Origin of the sequence: Streptomyces sp. HB132 (assembly GCF_016909575.1) — a bacterium.
Taxonomy (GTDB): Bacteria; Actinomycetota; Actinomycetes; order Streptomycetales; family Streptomycetaceae; genus Streptomyces.
Genome location: NZ_JAFBGA010000006.1, coordinates 290,986 through 310,488, shown reverse-complemented (window position 1 = coordinate 310,488; position 19,503 = coordinate 290,986). Strand labels below are relative to the sequence as shown.

2 protein-coding genes are annotated in these 19,503 nt (G+C 75.1%); both read left to right on the top strand.

Annotation, left to right across the window (positions count from 1 at the left end):
* Positions 1-57 precede the first annotated feature (57 nt).
* Positions 58-15,534, top strand: a complete 15,477-nt coding sequence (locus JOC24_RS16690) for a type I polyketide synthase (RefSeq protein WP_205021088.1) — start codon at positions 58-60, stop codon at positions 15,532-15,534.
* Positions 15,531-19,430 (top strand): type I polyketide synthase, encoded by a 3,900-nt coding sequence (locus tag JOC24_RS16685; RefSeq protein WP_374104503.1) that lies wholly within the window; start codon positions 15,531-15,533, stop codon positions 19,428-19,430. Before JOC24_RS16690 ends, JOC24_RS16685 begins: the two co-directional genes overlap by 4 nt.
* Positions 19,431-19,503: the final 73 nt, after the last annotated feature.

Genomic DNA, 19,503 nt, shown 5'->3' with positions numbered 1-19,503 from the left:
CCACGACACGACGGCCCACCCGCAGCCCACCTCTTCGCACAGGAGTGGCGACACCCGATGACCAACGACGAAAAGCTGCTCTCCTACCTCAAGCGGGTCTCCGCCGATCTGCACCAGACCCGTCAGCGGCTGCGCGAGGTGGAGACCCAGGACCGGGAACCCATCGCCATCGTCGGAATGAGCTGCCGCTTCCCCGGAGGGGTCACCACCCCCGAGGAGTTCTGGCAGCTGGTCCACGAGGGCACCGACGCCATCGGGGACTTCCCCGGGGACCGCGGCTGGGACGTCGACGCACTGTACGACCCGGACCCGGACGCCACGGGGAAGACGTACTCCACGCGCGGCGGCTTCCTGCGCGACGCCGCGGGGTTCGAGCCGGACTTCTTCGGCATCAGCCCGCGGGAGGCCGTCACGATGGACCCCCAGCAGCGTCTGCTGCTGGAGGTGTCGTGGGAGGCGCTGGAACGCGCCCGTATCGCTCCCGACTCGGTGCACGGCGCCAGGGTCGGGGTGTTCGCCGGGACCAACGGTCAGGACTACCGGGACCTGCTGGCGCGGATGCCGCAGGACTCCGAGGCTGCGCTCGGCACCGGCGCCCTGGCCGCCGTGATCTCCGGCCGGATCTCCTACACCCTCGGGCTCGAGGGCCCGGCCGTCACCATCGACACCGCCTGCTCGTCGGCGCTCGTGGCGGTCCACCTCGCCGTACAGGCCCTGCGCGGCAAGGAGTGCACCCTCGCCCTGGCGGGTGGCGCCACGGTCATGTCCACCCCCAACTCGTTCGTCGCCTTCAGCCGCCAGCGCGGCCTCGCCCCGGACGGCCGCTGCAAGTCCTTCGCCGACTCGGCCGACGGCACCGGCTGGGGCGAGGGCGCGGGCATGCTCCTGCTGGAGCGTCTGAGCGACGCCCGCCGCAACGGCCACGAGGTCCTCGCCGTCATCCGGGGCTCCGCCGTCAACCAGGACGGCGCCTCCAACGGCCTGACCGCACCCAACGGCCCCTCCCAGCAGCGGGTCTTGCGCGCCGCGCTGGCCGGTGCGCAGCTCACCCCGGCCGACGTCGACCTGGTGGAGGCGCACGGCACCGGCACCACGCTCGGCGACCCGATCGAGGCACAGGCCCTGCTCGCCACCTACGGGCAGGACCGGCCCGAGGACGCACCGCTGTGGCTGGGCTCGGTGAAGTCCAACATCGGCCACACCCAGGCCGCGGCCGGCGTCGCCGGAATCATCAAGGTCGTCATGGCGATGCGGCACGGCGTGCTGCCGCGGAGCCTGCATGCCGAGGAGCCGTCCGGCAACGTCGACTGGAGCCAGGGCAACGTCCGCCTGCTCACCGCCAACCGCCCCTGGACCGACCCCGGACGCCCACGCCGGGCCGCGGTCTCCTCCTTCGGTGCCAGCGGAACCAACGCCCACACCATCCTGGAAGAGGCCCCGGCCGAAGAACCGGCCGAGGAAGCCGCCGCGGAACCCGCGCCGCGCACCGCGCCGCCGCTGGTGCCGTGGGCGCTCTCCGGCCGCAGCGAAGGAGCGCTGCGCGAGCAGGCCGCCCTCCTGGCCGCAGCGGTCACAGAGGCCCACCCCGTGGACGTGGCGCACTCGCTGGCCGTCACCCGCACCGCCCACCCCTACCGTGCCGTGGTCCTCGGCGCCGACCGGGAGACGCTGCTCGACGCCGTGACCCGCGTCGCGGAGGGCGGCCGTGCCACCGCGCTCGGCCGCGTCCGCAAGGGCCAGACCGCCTTCCTGTTCACCGGCCAGGGCTCCCAGCGGCCCGGCATGGGCCGCGAACTGCACGCCCACTTCCCGGTCTTCGCCCGCGCGTTCGACGAGATCTGTGAGCTGTCCGGCGACGGCGAACTGCGCGAGCTGGTCCTCGGCGACGACCCCGAGCCGCTGAACCGCACGGCCCGCACCCAGATCGCCCTGTTCGCCTTCGAGGTCGCCCTGTACCGGCTGGTGGAATCCTGGGGCCTCACCCCCGACCACCTCGCCGGCCACTCCATCGGCGAGATCGCCGCCGCCCACGTCGCGGGCGTACTGGACCTGGCGGACGCCGTCACGCTGGTCGTCGCGCGCGGCCGGCTCATGCAGGCACTCCCCGAGGGCGGCGCCATGATCGCCCTGCGCGCCACCGAGGAGGCCGTACGCCCCCTGCTCACCGCCCGGGTCGGCCTCGCCGCCGTCAACGGGCCGGACTCCGTCGTGATCTCCGGCGACGCCGACGAGGCCGAGGCGGTCGCCGCGCACTTCGAGAAGAGCCGCCGGCTGAAGGTGTCGCACGCCTTCCACTCGCCGCTGATGGAACCGATGCTGGACGGGTTCCGGTCGGTGGTGTCGTCCCTGACCTTCCACCGGGCGACCGTCCCCCTGGTCTCCAACGTCACCGGCCGGCTCGCCACCCAGGACATCGGCACCCCCGACTACTGGGTACGGCACGTGCGCGAGGCCGTCCGCTTCCACGACGGGATCCGCACCCTCGCCGCCGAGGGCGTCACCCGGTTCCTGGAGATCGGCCCCGACGCGGTACTGACCGCCATGGCCCGCGAGTGCCTGGCCACCGCCGACGACGAAACCGGGGGCGACACCGTCCTGGCCGCCGCCACCCGTCGCGGCCGGGACGAGACCGAGACCCTGCTCACCGCCCTGGCCCAGCTGCACACCGGTGGCGCAGGACCGCGCTGGGAGGAGCTGTTCACCGGGGCCCGTACCGTCGACCTGCCCACCACCGCCTTCCAGCGCGAGCGGTTCTGGCCCGAGACGGCCGCCCCGGCCGGCGACGTCGGCTCGGTGGGACTGGACTCCGCCGACCACCCGCTGCTCGGTGCCGCCACCGTGCTCGCCGACTCCGACGGCGCCGTCCTGACCGGCCGGCTGTCGGTGCGGACCCACCCCTGGCTCGCCGACCACGTCGTCGGCGGTTCCGTCGTCGTCCCCGGCACCGCGATGGTGGAACTCGCGGTCCGCGCCGGCGACCAGGTCGGCTGCGGCCGGCTGGAGGAACTGGCCCTGGAGATACCTCTGGTGCTGCCGCCCGCGGACGGCGTCCGCGTACAGGTCGCCGTGGGCACCCCCGACCCGGCCGGGGCCCGCACGGTCCAGATCTACGCCCGTGCCGAGAACCCGGCCGCCGACGAACCCTGGACCCTGCACGCCTCCGGTCTGCTCGCCGACGGCACCCCGCCCCCCGGCACCCGGCTGGACGTCTGGCCGCCGCAGGACGCCGAGGAGCTCGACCTCACCGGCCTGTACGAGCGGCACGCGGCCGCCGGCCTGGACTACGGGCCCGCCTTCCGCGCCCTGACCGCCGCCTGGCGCGACGGCGACACCGTCTACGCCGAGGTGCGCCTTCCGGAGCGCCCGGCGGCGGACGCCCCCCGCTTCGGTCTCCACCCCGCGGCCTTCGACGCCGCCCTGCACTCCCTCGCCCTGCTCGGCGACGGCTCCGGTGACGACACGGCCCGGCTGCCCTTCATGTTCGCGGGCGTCACCCTGCACGCCGTGGGCGCCTCGGTCCTGCGGGCCCGCATGACCCCCGCCGGCGACCACACCTTCGCCGTGGACCTGGCCGACGCCACCGGCGCACCCGTCGCCACCGTCGACTCCCTGGCCTCCCGCCCGCTGACGCGGCTGCGCGGCGAGCAGGACACCGCAGCCGACGCCCTGTTCGCGCTCGACTGGCAGCCGCTGCCGCTCGACCCCGACGCCCCCGCAGCCGACCACCGCCTGCTGGAGATCCCGTCCGGCTCGGACGCCGGGACGGTACGCGCCGCGCTGCACACCGCGCTCGCCGCCCTCCAGGACGACGACGCCCTGCCGCTGGTCCTCGTCACCCGGGGCAGCGTCTCCACCGCCGGTGAGGACGTTCCCGACCTGGCCGGCGCCGCGGTGTGGGGCCTCGCGCGCTCCGCGCAGTCGGAGAACCCCGGCCGGTGCGTCCTGCTCGACCTCGAACCCGGCGCCGACCCCGCCATCCTGCTGCCCGCGGTCCTCGCCACCGGCGAACCGCAGGTCGCCGTCCGCTCCGGCGCCGCCCGTGCGGCCCGGCTGGTGCGCGCCGAGCCGCTCGAAGGCGCGGCGGATCCGGCCCTCGACCCCGAGGGCACCGTGCTGCTGACCGGCGCGACCGGCGGACTCGGACCCGTGCTCGCCCGGCACCTGGTCACCGCCCACGGCGTACGCCACCTCGCCCTGGTCAGCCGCGGCGGACGGGCCGACGACCTGGTCGCCGAACTCGCCGGGCTCGGCGCGAGCGCCTCCGTGCACGCCTGCGACGTCGGCGACCGCGACGCCCTGTCCGCCCTGCTCGACGGCCTCGGACAGGCCCGTCGGCTCACCGCTGTCGTCCACGCCGCGGGTGTCCTCGACGACGGCGTGGTGGCCTCCCTGACGCCCGAGCGCCTCGACGCCGTCCTCGCACCCAAGGCCCTCGCCGCCCTCCACCTGCACGAACTGACCCGCGATCACGACCTGGCGGCGTTCGTGCTGTTCTCCTCCGTCGCCGGCACCGTCGGCGCCCCCGGACAGGGCAACTACGCCGCCGCCAACGCCTGCCTCGACGCGCTCGCCGCCCACCGCGGCGCGAACGGCATGCCCGCCCTCTCCCTGGCCTGGGGCCCCTGGGCCCCGACCGGTGGCATGACCGGCGCGCTGGACGAGGCCGACCTCGCCCGCATGTCCCGCGGCGGCATGATCCCGCTGTCCGCCGACGAGGGCACCGCCCTGTTCGACCGGGCCCTGGGCACCGGCCGCCCCGCGGTGGCCCCCGTACGGCTGAACCTGTCCGCGCTGCGCGCCCAGGGCGGCGAACTCGCCCCCGTCCTGCGTGCCCTGGCCGGGCGCCCGGTGCGCCGGGAGGCCGCCACCGGGGACACCGGGTCCGGTTTCGCCGAACGCATGGCCTCCCTCGGTGAGGCGGAGCGGGCCGAGTCCCTGCTGCACACCGTCCGCGCCCACGTGGCCGCCGTACTCGGACACGCCGGACCGGACACGGTGGAGACCGACCGGGCCTTCAAGGACCTCGGCTTCGACTCGCTCGCCGCGATCGAACTGCGCAACTCCCTGTCCGCCGAGACGGGGCAGCGGCTGCCCGCCACCCTCGTCTTCGACCACCCCTCGCCCGAGGCGCTCGCCACCCACCTCGGCACCCTGGTCGCCGGAGCCTCCGGCGCCGTACGCCGCACCAGGCGCACCGGGCATGTCCGCGCCGACGAGCCGCTGGCGATCGTCGGCATGGCCTGCCGCTACCCGGGCGACGTCCGCACGCCGCAGGACCTGTGGCGGCTGGTCGCCGACGGCACCGACGCCATCGCCCCGTTCCCGGCCAACCGCGGATGGGACGTCGACCGCGTCGTCGACGCCACCCGGCAGCGCCCCGACACCTCCTACGTCGGCGAGGGAGGGTTCCTGCACGACGCGGGAGAGTTCGACGCCGCGTTCTTCGGTATCAGCCCCAAGGAGGCGCTCGTCACCGACCCGCAGCAGCGGCTGCTGCTGGAGGCCTCCTGGGAGGCGCTGGAGCACGCGGGCATCGACCCGCACTCCCTCAAGGGCAGCCCGACCGGTGTGTTCGCGGGCGTGCAGTACCACGACTACTTCGGCAGCTTCGGCTCCGGCAGCATCATCTCCGGCCGGGTCGCCTACACCCTCGGCCTGGAGGGCCCCTCGCTGTCGGTCGACACCGCCTGCTCCTCCTCGCTGGTCGCGCTGCACCTGGCCGGGCAGTCGCTGCGCCAGGGGGAGTCCTCCCTCGCCCTGGTCGGCGGCGTCGCCGTCATGGCCACCCCGGAGACCTTCATCGAGTTCAGCCGACAAGGAGCCCTCGCCCCCGACGCCCGCACCCGTGCGTTCGCCGACGCGGCCTCCGGCACCGTGTGGGGCGAGGGTGTCGGCGTCCTGGTGGTGGAACGCCTCTCGGACGCCCGCCGCAACGGCCACCCGGTCCTCGCCGTCGTCCGCGGGACCGCCGTCAACCAGGACGGTGCCTCCAACGGCCTGACCGCACCCAACGGCCCCTCCCAGGAACGCGTCATCCTCCAGGCCCTGGAGAACGCCCGCCTCACCACCGCCGACGTCGACGTGGTCGAGGCCCACGGCACCGGTACGACCCTCGGCGATCCGATCGAGGCACAGGCCCTGCTCGCCACCTACGGGCAGGACCGGCCCGAGGACACACCGCTGTGGCTGGGCTCGGTGAAGTCCAACATCGGCCACACCCAGGCCGCGGCCGGCGTCGCCGGTGTGATCAAGATGGTCATGGCGATGCGCCACGGCGCCCTGCCCAGGACCCTGCACGTCGACGAGCCGTCAGGCAAGGTCGACTGGGAGGCGGGGCAGGTGCGCCTGCTGACCGAGGAACGGCCCTGGCCCGAGGCCGGCCGGCCCCGCCGCGCCGGGGTCTCCTCCTTCGGGATCAGCGGCACCAACGCCCACGTCATCCTCGAACAGGCCCCGGCCGCCCCGGATCCCGCCGCGGCACCGGGGGCCGACGCCCCGGGAGCCGCCGTCCCGTGGCTGCTCACGGCGAAGTCGCCCGCAGCACTCGCCGGACAGGCCGCCGCGCTGCTCGGCCACCTCGACACCCACCCCGAGCTCGACCCCCGCGACGTCGGCTGGTCGCTGGCGACCGGCCGCGCCCACTTCGCGCACCGTGCCGCCGTCACCGGCACCGACCCCGCCGGCCTGCGCGGGGCGCTTGCCGCACTGGCCGACGGCGGCACCGCCCGCAACCTCGCCGAGGGCACCGCCACCGGACGGGCCCGGCCCGTTTTCGTCTTCCCCGGCCAGGGCTCGCAGTGGTCCGGCATGGCTACGGAACTCCTCGCCGAATCAACGGTGTTCGCGGCCCGTATGGCGGAGTGCGCCGCCGCACTCGAGCCCTGGACCGACTGGGACTTCGCCGCCGAGCTGCGCGGCGGGCTCGACCGGGTCGACGTCGTCCAGCCTCTGCTGTGGGCGGTGATGGTGTCCCTGGCGCACACCTGGAGCGGCTACGGCGTCACCCCGGCCGCCGTCATCGGCCACTCCCAGGGCGAGATCGCCGCCGCCTGCGCGGTCGGCGCGCTCTCCCTGGCGGACGGCGCGCGCGTGGTCGCCCTGCGCTCCCGGGCCATCGCCGAGCTGCTGTCCGGCTCCGGCGGCATGATGTCCGTGGGCGAGGGTGCCGACGCGGTCCGCGACCGGCTCACGGCCTGGAACGGCCGCCTGTCGGTCGCCGCGGTCAACGGCACCGCCTCCACGGTCGTCTCCGGAGACTCCGACGCCCTCGACGAACTCCTCCGGCAACTGCGCGCCGACAAGGTCCGCGCCAAACGGCTGCCCGTGGACTACGCCTCCCACAGCGCCCACGTGGAGTCCCTGCGTGAACGCCTCGCCGAGGATCTGGCGGGCATCGAACCACGCAGCACCGACGTGCCGTTCTACTCCACCGTCACCGGCGCCCCGATCGACACCGCCGAGCTCGGCGCCGAGTACTGGTACACCAACCTCCGCGGCACCGTGCTGTTCGAGCAGGCGGTACGCGGCGCCGTCGCCGGCGGCCACACCCTGTTCGTGGAGTCCAGTCCCCACCCGGTGCTGACCGTCGGTATCCAGGAGACGGACGACGCGGTCGCCGCCGTCGGCTCGCTGCGCCGCGACGAGGGCGGCCGGAACCGGCTGCTCGTCGGTCTGGGCGAGGCCTTCACCCACGGCGCGGGCGTCGACTGGGCCGCGGTCGCGGAGGGCCGTCGCGGGCGCCGGGTCCCCCTGCCCACGTACGCCTTCCAGCGCGAGTGGTACTGGCTCGACAGCACCACCACCGGCGCCGACGTCACCTCCGCCGGTCTCGCGGCCACCGACCACTCCCTGCTCGGCGCCGCCATGGCACGGGCCGGCAGCGAGGAGGCGGTCCTCACCGGCCGGCTCTCGGCAGGCACGCACCCCTGGCTGGACGACCACCGCGTGGGGGACCGGCTGCTGTTCCCCGGCACCGGGCACCTCGAACTCGCCCTGCGCGCGGGCGACCAGGTCGGCTACGGCGACCTGGCCGAACTCACCCTCCACGTCCCGCTGGTCCTGCCCGACCACGGCGCCGTCCAGCTCCAGGCCGTCGTCGGCCCGCCCGACGGGGGAACCCGCCCGCTGACCCTGTGGTCCCGCCCCGAGAGCACCGACGAGAACCTCCCCTGGACGCGGCACGCCGACGGCCTGCTCGCTCCGACCGGCACCCTCCCGGCCGTCGTCGAACCTCTTACCTCCTGGCCGCCGCGTGACGCCGAACCGGTGCCCCTCGACGGCCTGTACGACGAACTCGCCGCCCTCGGACTCGGCTACGGCCCGCTGTTCCAGGGCCTGCGCGCCGCCTGGCGCACCGACGACGCCGTATACGCCGAGGTCGCCACCGACGCCCCCGTCGACGGCTTCGGACTGCACCCGGCGCTCTCCGACGCCGCCCTGCACACCGTCGGCCTCACCGACGCAGCCGGCGACCGGGCGCTGCTGCCGTTCGCCTGGACCGGGGTGCGGCTGCACGCCACCGGAGCCACCGCGCTGCGCGTGAAGGTCCGCACCACGGGTGAGGGCACCGTCGCCCTCACCCTGGCCGACCCGGCCGGCGCCCCCGTCGCCACGGTCGACTCCCTCACCCTGCGCCCGCTGCGCACCGACGTGGTGGACGCGGCTGCCCGGTCCGCCCGCTCCGCACGCTCCGGTGCGCTGCACCGCGTCGACTGGGTCCCCGCAGCGGCTCCGGCGGGGACTGCCGGCACACCGTGGGAGGGCGAGGTGCTGCGCGCCCCGGCGGGTGTCGGCGCCGCCGAGACGCGCGCCGCCGTCGCCACCGTCCTCGACGGGCTGCGGGACCGGCTCGCGGACGAAGCGGGGGGCGACAGCACCCTCGTCGTCATCACCGGCACGGACCCGGCCGGTGCCGCGGTCGGCGGGCTGGTCCGCTCGGCCCAGTCCGAGAACCCCGGCCGCATCGTCCTGGTCGAGAGCGACACGGACCCCGGCCCGGACCGTCTCGCCGAGGCCGTCGGCGGCGGCGAACCGCACCTGGCACTGCGCGACGGCACGTGGTACGTGCCGCGCCTGGCCCGCGTTCCGGGTCCGGACGCCGGAGCCACCGCCCCGGACACCGGAGCCGCCACAGGCGAAGCCGGCACCGGTCTCGGCGCCGGCACCGTCCTGCTGACCGGCGCGACGGGCGCCCTCGGCGGGATCATCGCCCGCCACCTGGCCGGCCACCACGGCGTGCGCCATCTGCTGCTGCTCAGCCGACGCGGCGCCGACCCCGCACTGGTCACCGAGCTGGCCGAGCTGGGTGCGGAGGTGAGCAGCGTCGCCTGCGACGTCGCCGACCGCGAGGCCCTCGCCGGATTGCTGGCCGCGCTGCCCGCGGACCGGCCGCTGACCGCGGTGATCCACGCGGCCGGCGTCCTGGCCGACGGCGTGCTCGCCTCCCTCACCCCCGAACGCGTCGACACGGTCTTCCGGCCCAAGGTCGACGCCGCCTGGAACCTGCACGAGCTCACCGCGGACCTCGGCCTGTCGGCGTTCGTGCTCTTCTCCTCCTCCGCCGCCACCCTCGGCTCCCCGGGCCAGGGCAACTACGCCGCGGCCAACGCCTACCTCGACGCCCTCGCCGCCCACCGGCACTCCCTCGGCCTGCCCGCGCACTCACTGGCCTGGGGCCTGTGGGCCCAGGCGAGCGGCATGACCGGCACGCTCGACGAAACCGACCGGGCCCGCATCGCCCGCGGCGGTGTCGCCCCGCTGCCGACCGAGGAGGGACTCGCCCTGTTCGACGCCGCCCTGCGCGGCACCGACCCGGTCGTCCTCCCGGTCCGGCTGGACACCGCGGCGCTGCGCGGCCAGGCAGAAGCCCTGGCCCCGCTCTTCCGCGGCCTGGTACCCGTACGCCGCGCCACCGCCGGCCACGCGGCCACCGGTGGTTCCGACTCGCTGCGCGACCGGCTCGCCGGGCTGCTGGAGCCGGAGCGCGAGCCGTTCCTCACCGAACTCGTGCAGAGCCGGGTCGCCACCATCCTCGGATACCGCTCCGCCCAGGACGTCAGCCGCACGCTGCCCTTCCGGGAGCTGGGCTTCGACTCGCTGGCCGCCGTGGAGCTGCGCAACGGACTCGCCGCCGCGACCGGACTGCGGCTGCCCGCCACCCTGGTCTTCGACCATCCCACCCCGGCCGAACTCGCCCGGTACCTGCTGGGTGAGCTGACCGGCGCCCTCGACCGGGCAGCACCCGTCACCGCCGTACGCGCGGCCGCCGACGAACCCATCGCCATCGTCGGCATCGGCTGCCGCTTCCCCGGCGACATCTCCTCCCCGGAGGAGCTGTGGCGCCTGGTGGCCGAAGGCCGTGACGCCGTGGGGGAGTTCCCCGCCGACCGCGGCTGGGACGTCGAGACCCTCCACGACCCCACCCTGGACAGGCCGGGCACCAGCTACACCCGGCACGGCGCCTTCCTGTACGACGCGGCCGACTTCGACCCGGCCTTCTTCGGCATGGACGAGGAGGAGGCTCTCGTCACCGACCCGCAGCAGCGACTGCTGCTGGAGACCTCCTGGGAGGCCCTGGAGCGGGCCTCGATCGACCCGGCCACCCTGCGCGGTTCCGACACCGGCGTCTTCGCGGGCGTCATGTACCACGACTACTTCGGCAGCTTCGGCTCCGGCAGCGTCGTCTCCGGCCGGGTCGCCTACACCCTGGGACTCGAAGGCCCGACCCTTTCCGTCGACACCGCCTGTTCCTCCTCGCTGGTGGCCCTGCACCTGGCCGCCCAGGCGCTGCGCCAGGGCGACTGCTCCCTCGCCCTGGCAGGGGGAGTCACCGTCATGGCCACCCCCGGCACGTTCGTGGAGTTCAGCCGGCACCGGGGCCTCTCCGGCGACGGCCGCTGCCGCCCCTTCGCCGACGCCGCCGACGGAACCGGCTTCGGCGAGGGAGCCGGTGTGCTGCTGCTGGAGCGGCTCAGCGACGCCCGCCGCAACGGCAGGACGATCCTCGCCGTGCTCCGTGGCACCGCCGTCAACCAGGACGGCGCCTCCAACGGCATCACCGCCCCCAACGGCCCCGCTCAGCAGCGCGTCATCCGCCGCGCCCTTGAAGCGGCGGGCGTCGGGGCGGCCGACGTCGACGTGGTCGAGGCCCACGGCACCGGCACCACCCTCGGCGACCCCATCGAGGCCCAGGCGCTGATCGCCACCTACGGCGCGGAGCACACCGCGGAACGCCCGCTGTGGCTCGGCTCGGTCAAGTCCAACCTGGGTCACACCCAGGCCGCCGCCGGTGTCGCCGGTGTCATCAAGATGGTCCAGGCGATCCACCACGAGACCCTGCCGGCCAGCCTCGGCATCGACACCCCGTCCCGGCACGTGGAGTGGGAGGGCGGCAACGTACGCCCGCTGACCGAGTCCCTGCCGTGGCCGGACCCGGGCCGTCCGCGCCGCGCGGGCATCTCCTCCTTCGGCATCTCCGGCACCAACGCCCATGTGATCGTGGAGGCGCCACCCGCCGCACCGCCCACCGCCACCACACCGCCCGCGGGTCCCGCGGTGGGCGCCGTGCCGTGGCTACTGTCCGGCAGTACGCCACAGGCGCTGCGGGCCCAGGCCGGCCGTCTGCTGGACCACCTGGCAGGCCGTCCGGACACCGACCCGCACCGGACCGCCGGCGCACTCGCCCACGCCCGTACCGCGCTCGGCCACCGTGCCGCCGTCGTCGGACACACCACCGAGGAACTGACCGCCGGTCTCCGGGCGCTGGCCGAGGGACGCACACCCTCCGTCGGCGCGGCCGGCCCGGCGACCGACGGCAAGCTCGCCCTGCTCTTCTCCGGCCAGGGCTCCCAACTGCCCGGTATGGGCACCCGCCTCGGCGCGGTGTTCCCCGCCTTCGCCACCGCCTTCGACGAGGTCCGCACCCACCTGGACCCGCTGCTGGGCCGGCCGCTCGGCGACGTCCTCGACTCCGCCGGGCTGCTGGAGCGCACCGAGTACACCCAGCCCGCCCTCTTCGCCTTCGAGGTTGCGCTGTTCCGGCTGCTGGAGTCGTTCGGCGTCAGGCCGGACCTGCTCGCCGGGCACTCCGTCGGCGAGATCGCCGCCGCCCACGTGGCGGGCGTCCTCGGCCTCCAGGACGCGTGCCGGCTCGTCGCCGCCCGGGGCCGGCTGATGCAGGCGCTCCCCGACGGCGGTGTCATGATCGCCGTGCGCGCGAGGGAGGACGAGGTCACACCGCTCCTCGGGGACGGGGTCGGCCTCGCCGCCGTCAACGGCCCGACCTCCGTGGTGGTCTCGGGCCCGGCGGGCCCGGCCCGCGCGCTCGCCGCCCGCTTCGACCGGAGCAAGGAACTGGCCGTCAGCCACGCCTTCCACTCCGCCCTGATGGAACCGATGCTCGAGGAGTTCCGCGAGGTCGCCGAGTCGCTGTCGTACGGATCGCTGCGCCTCCCGCTGGTGTCCACCCTCACCGGGGCCCCGGCGGCCGCCGACGAACTGTCCACCCCCGGCTACTGGGTACGGCACGCCCGTGACGCGGTCCGCTTCGCCGACGCCGTGTCCGCCCTGCACGACGCGGGCGCCCGGCACTTCGCCGAGGTCGGACCCGGCAGCGCGCTCACCGCCGCCGCGGGGGACTGCCTGCCCGAGGACACGGGCGTCGTCGCCCTCCAGCGCAAGGACCGCGACGAGGCCGAGGCCCTGGTCACGGGGCTCGCCGCGCTCCACGTGCACGGCGTCACCGTCGACTGGACGGACCTGCTGCCCCACCGTGACGGTTCGGACCTGCCCACCTACGCCTTCCAACGCGACCGCTACTGGATGACGGGAGACCTGGGGCAGCCCGGGCCCGCCGTCGGCCACCCCCTGCTGGGCGCAGCCGTCGAACGCGCAGACGCCGACGCGGCCCTGCACACCGGCCGGCTCTCGCTCTCCGCCCAGCCGTGGCTGGCCGACCACCGCGTCGGCGGTGTCCCGCTGCTGCCGGGCACGGCGTTCGTCGAGATGGCCCTCGCCGCGGGGGCCCGGCTGGACTGCCCCGTGGTGGAGGAACTGACCGTCTCCGCACCGCTGGTGCTGCCCGAGCAGGGCAGCGTCCGCCTCCAGGCCACCGCCGGCGAACCGGACGCCACCGGCGCCCGCGACTTCACCGTGTACGCGGCGGCCGACGACGACCCGTGGACCACCCACGCCACCGGCGTACTGCGCCCGGCGGACCCGGTTCCCTTCCACGACCTGACGTCCTGGCCGCCGGCCGGCGCCGAAGCCGTCGACCTGGACGACGTCTACGACCGGCTCGCAGCACTGGGAGCCGAGTACGGGCCCCGCTTCCAGGGACTCCGCGCCGCCTGGCGCCTCGGTGACGAGGTGTACGCCGAGGTTGCCGTCGACACGGACGGTGCCCCCTTCGGACTGCACCCGGCGCTGCTCGACTCCGCGCTGCACGCCATCGGACTGCGCGCCGGAGCCACGGAGCGGATGGCGCTGCCGTTCGCCTGGAACGGTGTCGAACTGCACGCCGCGGGCGCGACCGCCCTGCGTGTGCGGATCGCGCCGCTGGACTCCGGCGCCGTACGCATCGACGCCGCCGACGCGGGCGGCCGGCCCGTCGCCCGGGTCGCGTCGCTGGCGCTCCGGGAGGTCGACCCGGCGCGGATCGCAGCGACGGCCGACGGCGGGCACCAGGACCTGTTCGCCCTCGACTGGGTGCCCGTCGCCGTGCCGACCGCCCCGCAGGCCGGCCGATGGGCCGTCCTCGGCACCGGTCACGAGGAGCTGGCAGCCGCGCTCGGCGGGGAGGTCGCCGAGGTCACGGCCGTCACCGGACTGCCCGAGGCCGCCGCCCTGGCCCCCGACACCCTGGTCGTCCCGCACACCGGAGGACAGGGCCCCGACGAGATCCGGGCCGGCGCCCGGCGGATACTCGCCGTGGTCCAGGAGTGGCTGGCCGACGAGCGGTTCGCCGGCACCGGTCTGGTCGTCACCACCCGGGGCGCCACCGGCCCCGACCCCGCGGCGATCACCGACCCCGGTGCCGCCGCCGCGTGGGGCCTGATCCGCTCGGCCCAGTCGGAGCACCCCGACCGGATCGTCCTGGCCGACCTCGAAGACACCGATGCCTCCCGCCGCCTGCTGCCCGCTGCCGTCGCCTCCGGCGAACCCCAACTGGTGCTCCGCGAGGGCACGGTGAGCGCACCGCGCCTCGTCCGCGCCCCACGCCGGGACGGGCGCGCCCCGGCCGACTGGACGGGCACCGTACTGATCACCGGCGGTACCGGCGCCCTCGGCCGGGAGGTGGCCCGCCACCTGGTCACCGAGCACGGCGCCACCGATCTCGTCCTGCTCAGCCGCGGCGGCGCCGACGCCCCCGGCGCCGGGGGACTGCGGGAGGAACTCACCGCTCTCGGTGCGCGGGTGTCCCTCGTCGCCTGCGACGCCTCCGACCGTGCCGCCCTCGCCCGGGTCCTGCACGACCACCCCGTCACCGCGGTCGTGCACACCGCCGGTGTCCTCGCCGACGCCGTCCTCACCTCCCTCACACCCGAGCAACTGGACACGGTGCTGCGGCCCAAGCTGGACGCCGCCTGGCACCTCCACGAACTCACCGCGGACCGCCCGTCGACCGCGTTCGTACTGTTCTCGTCCGCGGCCGGCCTGTTCGGCAGCCCGGGACAGGCCGCCTACGCGGCGGGCAACGCCTTCCTCGACGCCCTTGCCGCGTACCGGGGCTCCCTGGGGCTGCGGGCCGTCTCGCTCGCCTGGGGCGCCTGGGCGGGCAGCGGGGGCATGGCCGACCGCCTGGCCGACACCGACGCGCGCCGCATGGCCTCCGGGGGCGTGCTCGCCCTCGACACGGCGGCGGGCCTGGACCTGTTCGACGCCGCGGTGGAACACGGGGAACCTGTCCTGCTGCCCGCCCGCCTGGACCTCGGCACCCCGAGGGATGCCGGCCGCGTCGCCCCGCTGCTGCGTGGTCTGGTGCGAGCACCACGCCGTACCGGTGCCACCGCGTCCGTGGCCTCGGCCGCGCTCCGCCGCGACCTGGCCGCCCGCACGCCCGAGGGGCGGACCGCGCGGCTGCTCGAACTGGTGCGGGACGAGGCCCGTCAGGTGCTGGGGACAGGGGAGTTCGAGGCGGAGCTGCCCTTCAAGGACCTCGGCTTCGACTCGTTGACCGCCGTCGAGTTCCGCAACCGGCTCAACGAGGCGACCGGGCTGCGCCTGTCAGCCACGCTCGTCTTCGACCACCCGAGCCCGGCCGCCCTCACGGACCACCTCGCCGCCGAACTGGCGCCGCCCGCCGCCGACGGTCCGCGCGAGGAGGACACCCTCCGTGCGGCTCTGGCCGCCCTCCCCGTGGCCAGGCTCCGCGAAGCCGGACTGCTGGACAGCCTGCTCGAACTCGCCGGGCTGCGACCGGCGCGGGAGCAGTCCGTGAACGACGGGTCCAGCCGCCCCGCGATCGACGCGATGGATGCCGAGAGCTTGATGAGCCTGGCGCTCGACGACCTCGTCGGCGACGACGACGCCCTGTGAGAAGGAAGAGAGCGATGGCCGAGTCCGAGAAGCCCGACACCAGGATGGTCGAGGCGCTGCGCGCCTCGCTCAAGGAGATCGAGCGGCTGCGGGAGCGCAACCGGGCGCAGACCGCCGCCGCCCGGGAACCGATCGCGATCGTGGGTATGGCGTGCCGCTACCCCGGCGGCGTCCGTTCGCCCGAGGAGCTGTGGCGCCTTGTCGCGGAGGGCCGCGACGGCGTCGGCCCGTTCCCCGACGACCGCGGCTGGGACCCGGACCTGCACGACCCGGTACCGGGCACCCCGGGCCGCTCCTCCACCGGCGAGGGCGGATTCCTCTACGACGCGGGGGACTTCGACGCCGCGTTCTTCGGCATCTCCCCGCACGAGGCCCTGGTGATGGACCCGCAGCAGCGGCTCCTGCTGGAAGGGTCCTGGGAGGCGCTGGAGCACGCCGGTATCGATCCCTTGTCGCTGCGCGGCAGCCCCACCGGAGTGTTCGCGGGCCTCATGTACCACGACTACTTCGGCAGCTTCGGCTCCGGCAGCGTCGTCTCGGGCCGGGTCGCCTACACCCTCGGCCTGGAGGGCCCCGCCCTCACCGTCGACACCGCGTGCTCCTCCTCCCTGGTCACGCTCCACCTGGCCGCGCAGGCGCTGCGCCAGGGCGAGTGCACCCTCGCCCTGGCAGGCGGAGTGACGGTCATGGCCTCACCGGGCACCTACGTCGAGTTCAGCCGCCAGGGTGCCCTCTCCCCGGACGGCCGGTGCCGGTCCTTCTCCGACGACGCGAACGGCACCGGATTCTCCGAAGGACTCGGTGTGCTGGTGTTGGAGCGGTTGTCGGATGCGCGGCGGTCGGGGCATCGGGTGTTGGCGTTGGTGCGGGGGAGTGCGGTGAATCAGGATGGTGCGTCGAACGGGTTGACGGCGCCGAATGGTCCTTCGCAGCAGCGTGTGTTGGGGCAGGCGTTGGTGTCGGCTGGTGTGTCGGCGGCTGATGTGGATGTGGTGGAGGCGCACGGTACGGGGACGGAGTTGGGTGATCCGATCGAGGCGCAGGCGTTGTTGGCGACGTATGGGCAGGGTCGGCCTGAGGAGCGTCCGTTGTGGTTGGGGTCGGTGAAGTCGAACATCGGTCATACGCAGGCGGCTGCGGGTGTGGCGGGTGTGATGAAGATGGTGCTGGCGTTGGGGGAGGGGATGTTGCCTCGGACGTTGTATGCGGGTGAGCCGTCGCGGAAGGTGGAGTGGAGTGCGGGTCGGGTCCGGTTGTTGGATGTGGAGCGGGAGTGGGTGCGGGGTGAGCGGGTCCGTCGTGCGGGTGTGTCGTCGTTCGGGATCAGTGGTACGAACGCGCACGTGATCCTGGAGGAGGCACCCGACGACGACACCTCCCCCCACCCGGAGCCCGAACCCCACGCACCGGCCGTCATGCTGCCCCTCTCCGCCCGTTCCGCGCACGCCCTCCCCGCACAGGCGGAGCGGCTGCGCGACTTCCTCGACGCCCGCCCCGAACTGCCGCTGCCCACTGTCGCGAGGGCCCTGGGCACCCGCCGCGCGGCCTTCGGTCACCGGGCCGTCGTCGTCGGTGGCGACCGCGAGCAGATCAGGGCCGGGCTGGACGCCCTCGCCACCGGACACCCGTCGGCCAGCGCCGTCACCGGCCGGGCCCGCACCGGTGGCCGCACCGCGTTCCTGTTCACCGGCCAGGGCGCCCAGCGCCCCGGTATGGGGCTCGAACTGCGCGCCCACTACCCGGTTTTCGCCGAGACGTTCGACGAGATCGACGACCGTCTCGGCCTGGGCCTGGTGGACGTACTGAGGGGCGACGACACCGAGGCGGTGCACCGCACGCAGTACGCCCAGACCGCCCTGTTCGCCTACGAGGTGGCCCTCTTCCGGCTGCTGGAGTCCTGGGGCGTACGCCCCGACGTGCTGTCGGGCCACTCCGTCGGCGAGATCGCCGCCGCCCACGTGGCCGGGGTGCTGGACCTGGCCGACGCCTGCACCCTGGTCGCCGCACGCGGGCGGCTCATGCAGGCCCTGCCCGAGGGCGGCGCGATGGTCGCCGTGCGGGCCGGCGAGGACGAGGTCCGCCCACTGCTGGACGGACGGGTGGGCCTGGCGGCGGTCAACGGACCGTCGGCAGTCGTCCTGTCCGGGGAGACCGAGGCGGTCCTCTCCGCCGCCGCGACGTTCGCGAAGACCAAACGGCTCAGCGTCTCGCACGCCTTCCACTCCCCGCTGATGGACGCCATGCTCGACGACTTCCACGCGGTCGCCGAGCAGCTCACCTTCCACGAACCCCGCGTCGACGTGGTCTCGGCCCTCACCGGACTCCCCGCCACCGGGGAGCAGTTGCGAGACCCGCGCTACTGGGTGCGGCACGTGCGCGGCACCGTGCGCTTCTCCGACGCCGTCGCCGCCCTCGCCGGGTCGGGCGTCACCCGCTACGTCGAGGTCGGTCCCGACGCCGTCCTGACCGGGCTCGTCCGGGACTGCGTCGGCGAGGACGGCGCCGCCTTCGTGGGCCTCGGCCGACGGCACGGAACCGAGCCGGCGGCCCTGCTGTCCGGGCTCGCCCGGCTGCACGCCGACGGCCTGCCCCTGGACTGGGCCGCGCTCTTCCCCGGTACGGCCCGCGCAGAGCTGCCCACGTACGCGTTCCGGCACGAACGGTACTGGCTGAACGCCGACGTCGCCCTGACCATGGACGGGCCCACCGCGCAGCCGGCCGCCGGCCCGGCCGGTTCCGTCGCCCCCGCCGCGGTCCCCGAGGTGCGGGGGCTGCGTGAACGGCTGGCGGCGGTCCCGGAGGCCGAGCAGGAGGCACTGCTCGCCGACCTCGTGCGGGCACAGACCGCCGCGATCCTCGGACACGCGGGACCACAGGACGTCGAACCCGATGACGCCTTCCTGGAGATCGGCATGGACTCGGTCTCCGCCGCCGAGCTGCGCGGAGCCCTCGCCGACGCCCTGGGCGTCACCGTCGCGGCCGGCGTCGTCTTCGACCACCGCACGCCCGCCGCGCTCGCCGCCCACCTGCGTGCCCAGCTCGCCGGGGGTGGTGCCGAACCGGCGGACGACGACATCGAGTCGGTCAGCGGACTGGTGCGTCGGGCTGCGGCCGACGGCAACTGGGAACGGGCCATGACGCTGCTGCACAGCGCGGCGGACATCCTGCCGGGCTTCTCCTCGGCGGCCGAATTCGGCGAGGTGCGTGACCCCGTGCGCCTGGCGACGGGGGACGAGGGGCCCCGCCTGCTCTGCCTGCCCTCCCCGATGGCGCTGGGCGGCGCCCACCAGTACGCCCGGTTCGCCCGCCACTTCCAGGGCCGGCGCGACGTGCTGGTCCCGGACGTGCCCGGCTTCGTGCCCGGGGAGCCGCTGCCGCGCTCCGTCGAGGCGGTCGTGGAGGTCGTGGTCGACGGCATCCGGCGTGCCTGCGCCGACGGACGGCCCTACGTGCTCCTCGGCTACTCATCCGGCGGACAGTTCGCCCACGCGGCGGCCGAGGCGATGGAGAAGGCCGGCCTGCCGGCCTCCGGCGTGGTCCTGCTGGACACCTACCTGCTCGCCGACGACGGCACCGAACAGCTCCGGCGCGAGATGTTCAACGGCATGCTGGACCGGGAGTCGTCCGTGGGCGGCTTCGGTACCGCGCGCCTCGCGGCGATGAGCCGCTACAGCGCCCTGATCCCGGACTGCCTGCCGGGCCCGCTGACCGCTCCGGTCCTGTTCGTCCGGCCCGAGGAGCCCTTCGCACCCGGTCTCGACGGCTGGCAGGCGGTCTGGGAGGGCTCGCACGAACTCGCCGAGGTACCCGGCACACACTTCACGGTCATGGAGGACAGGGCCGAATCCACGGCCGGAGCGGTGGAGAAGTGGCTCTCCGGCATCGCGGCTGCCTGATGCCGGGAGCGCCGGCCGGGGCCGGCGGCGGTGCGGCACGCGCCGGCCCCCGGCCCCGCAGTGGGACGCGGCG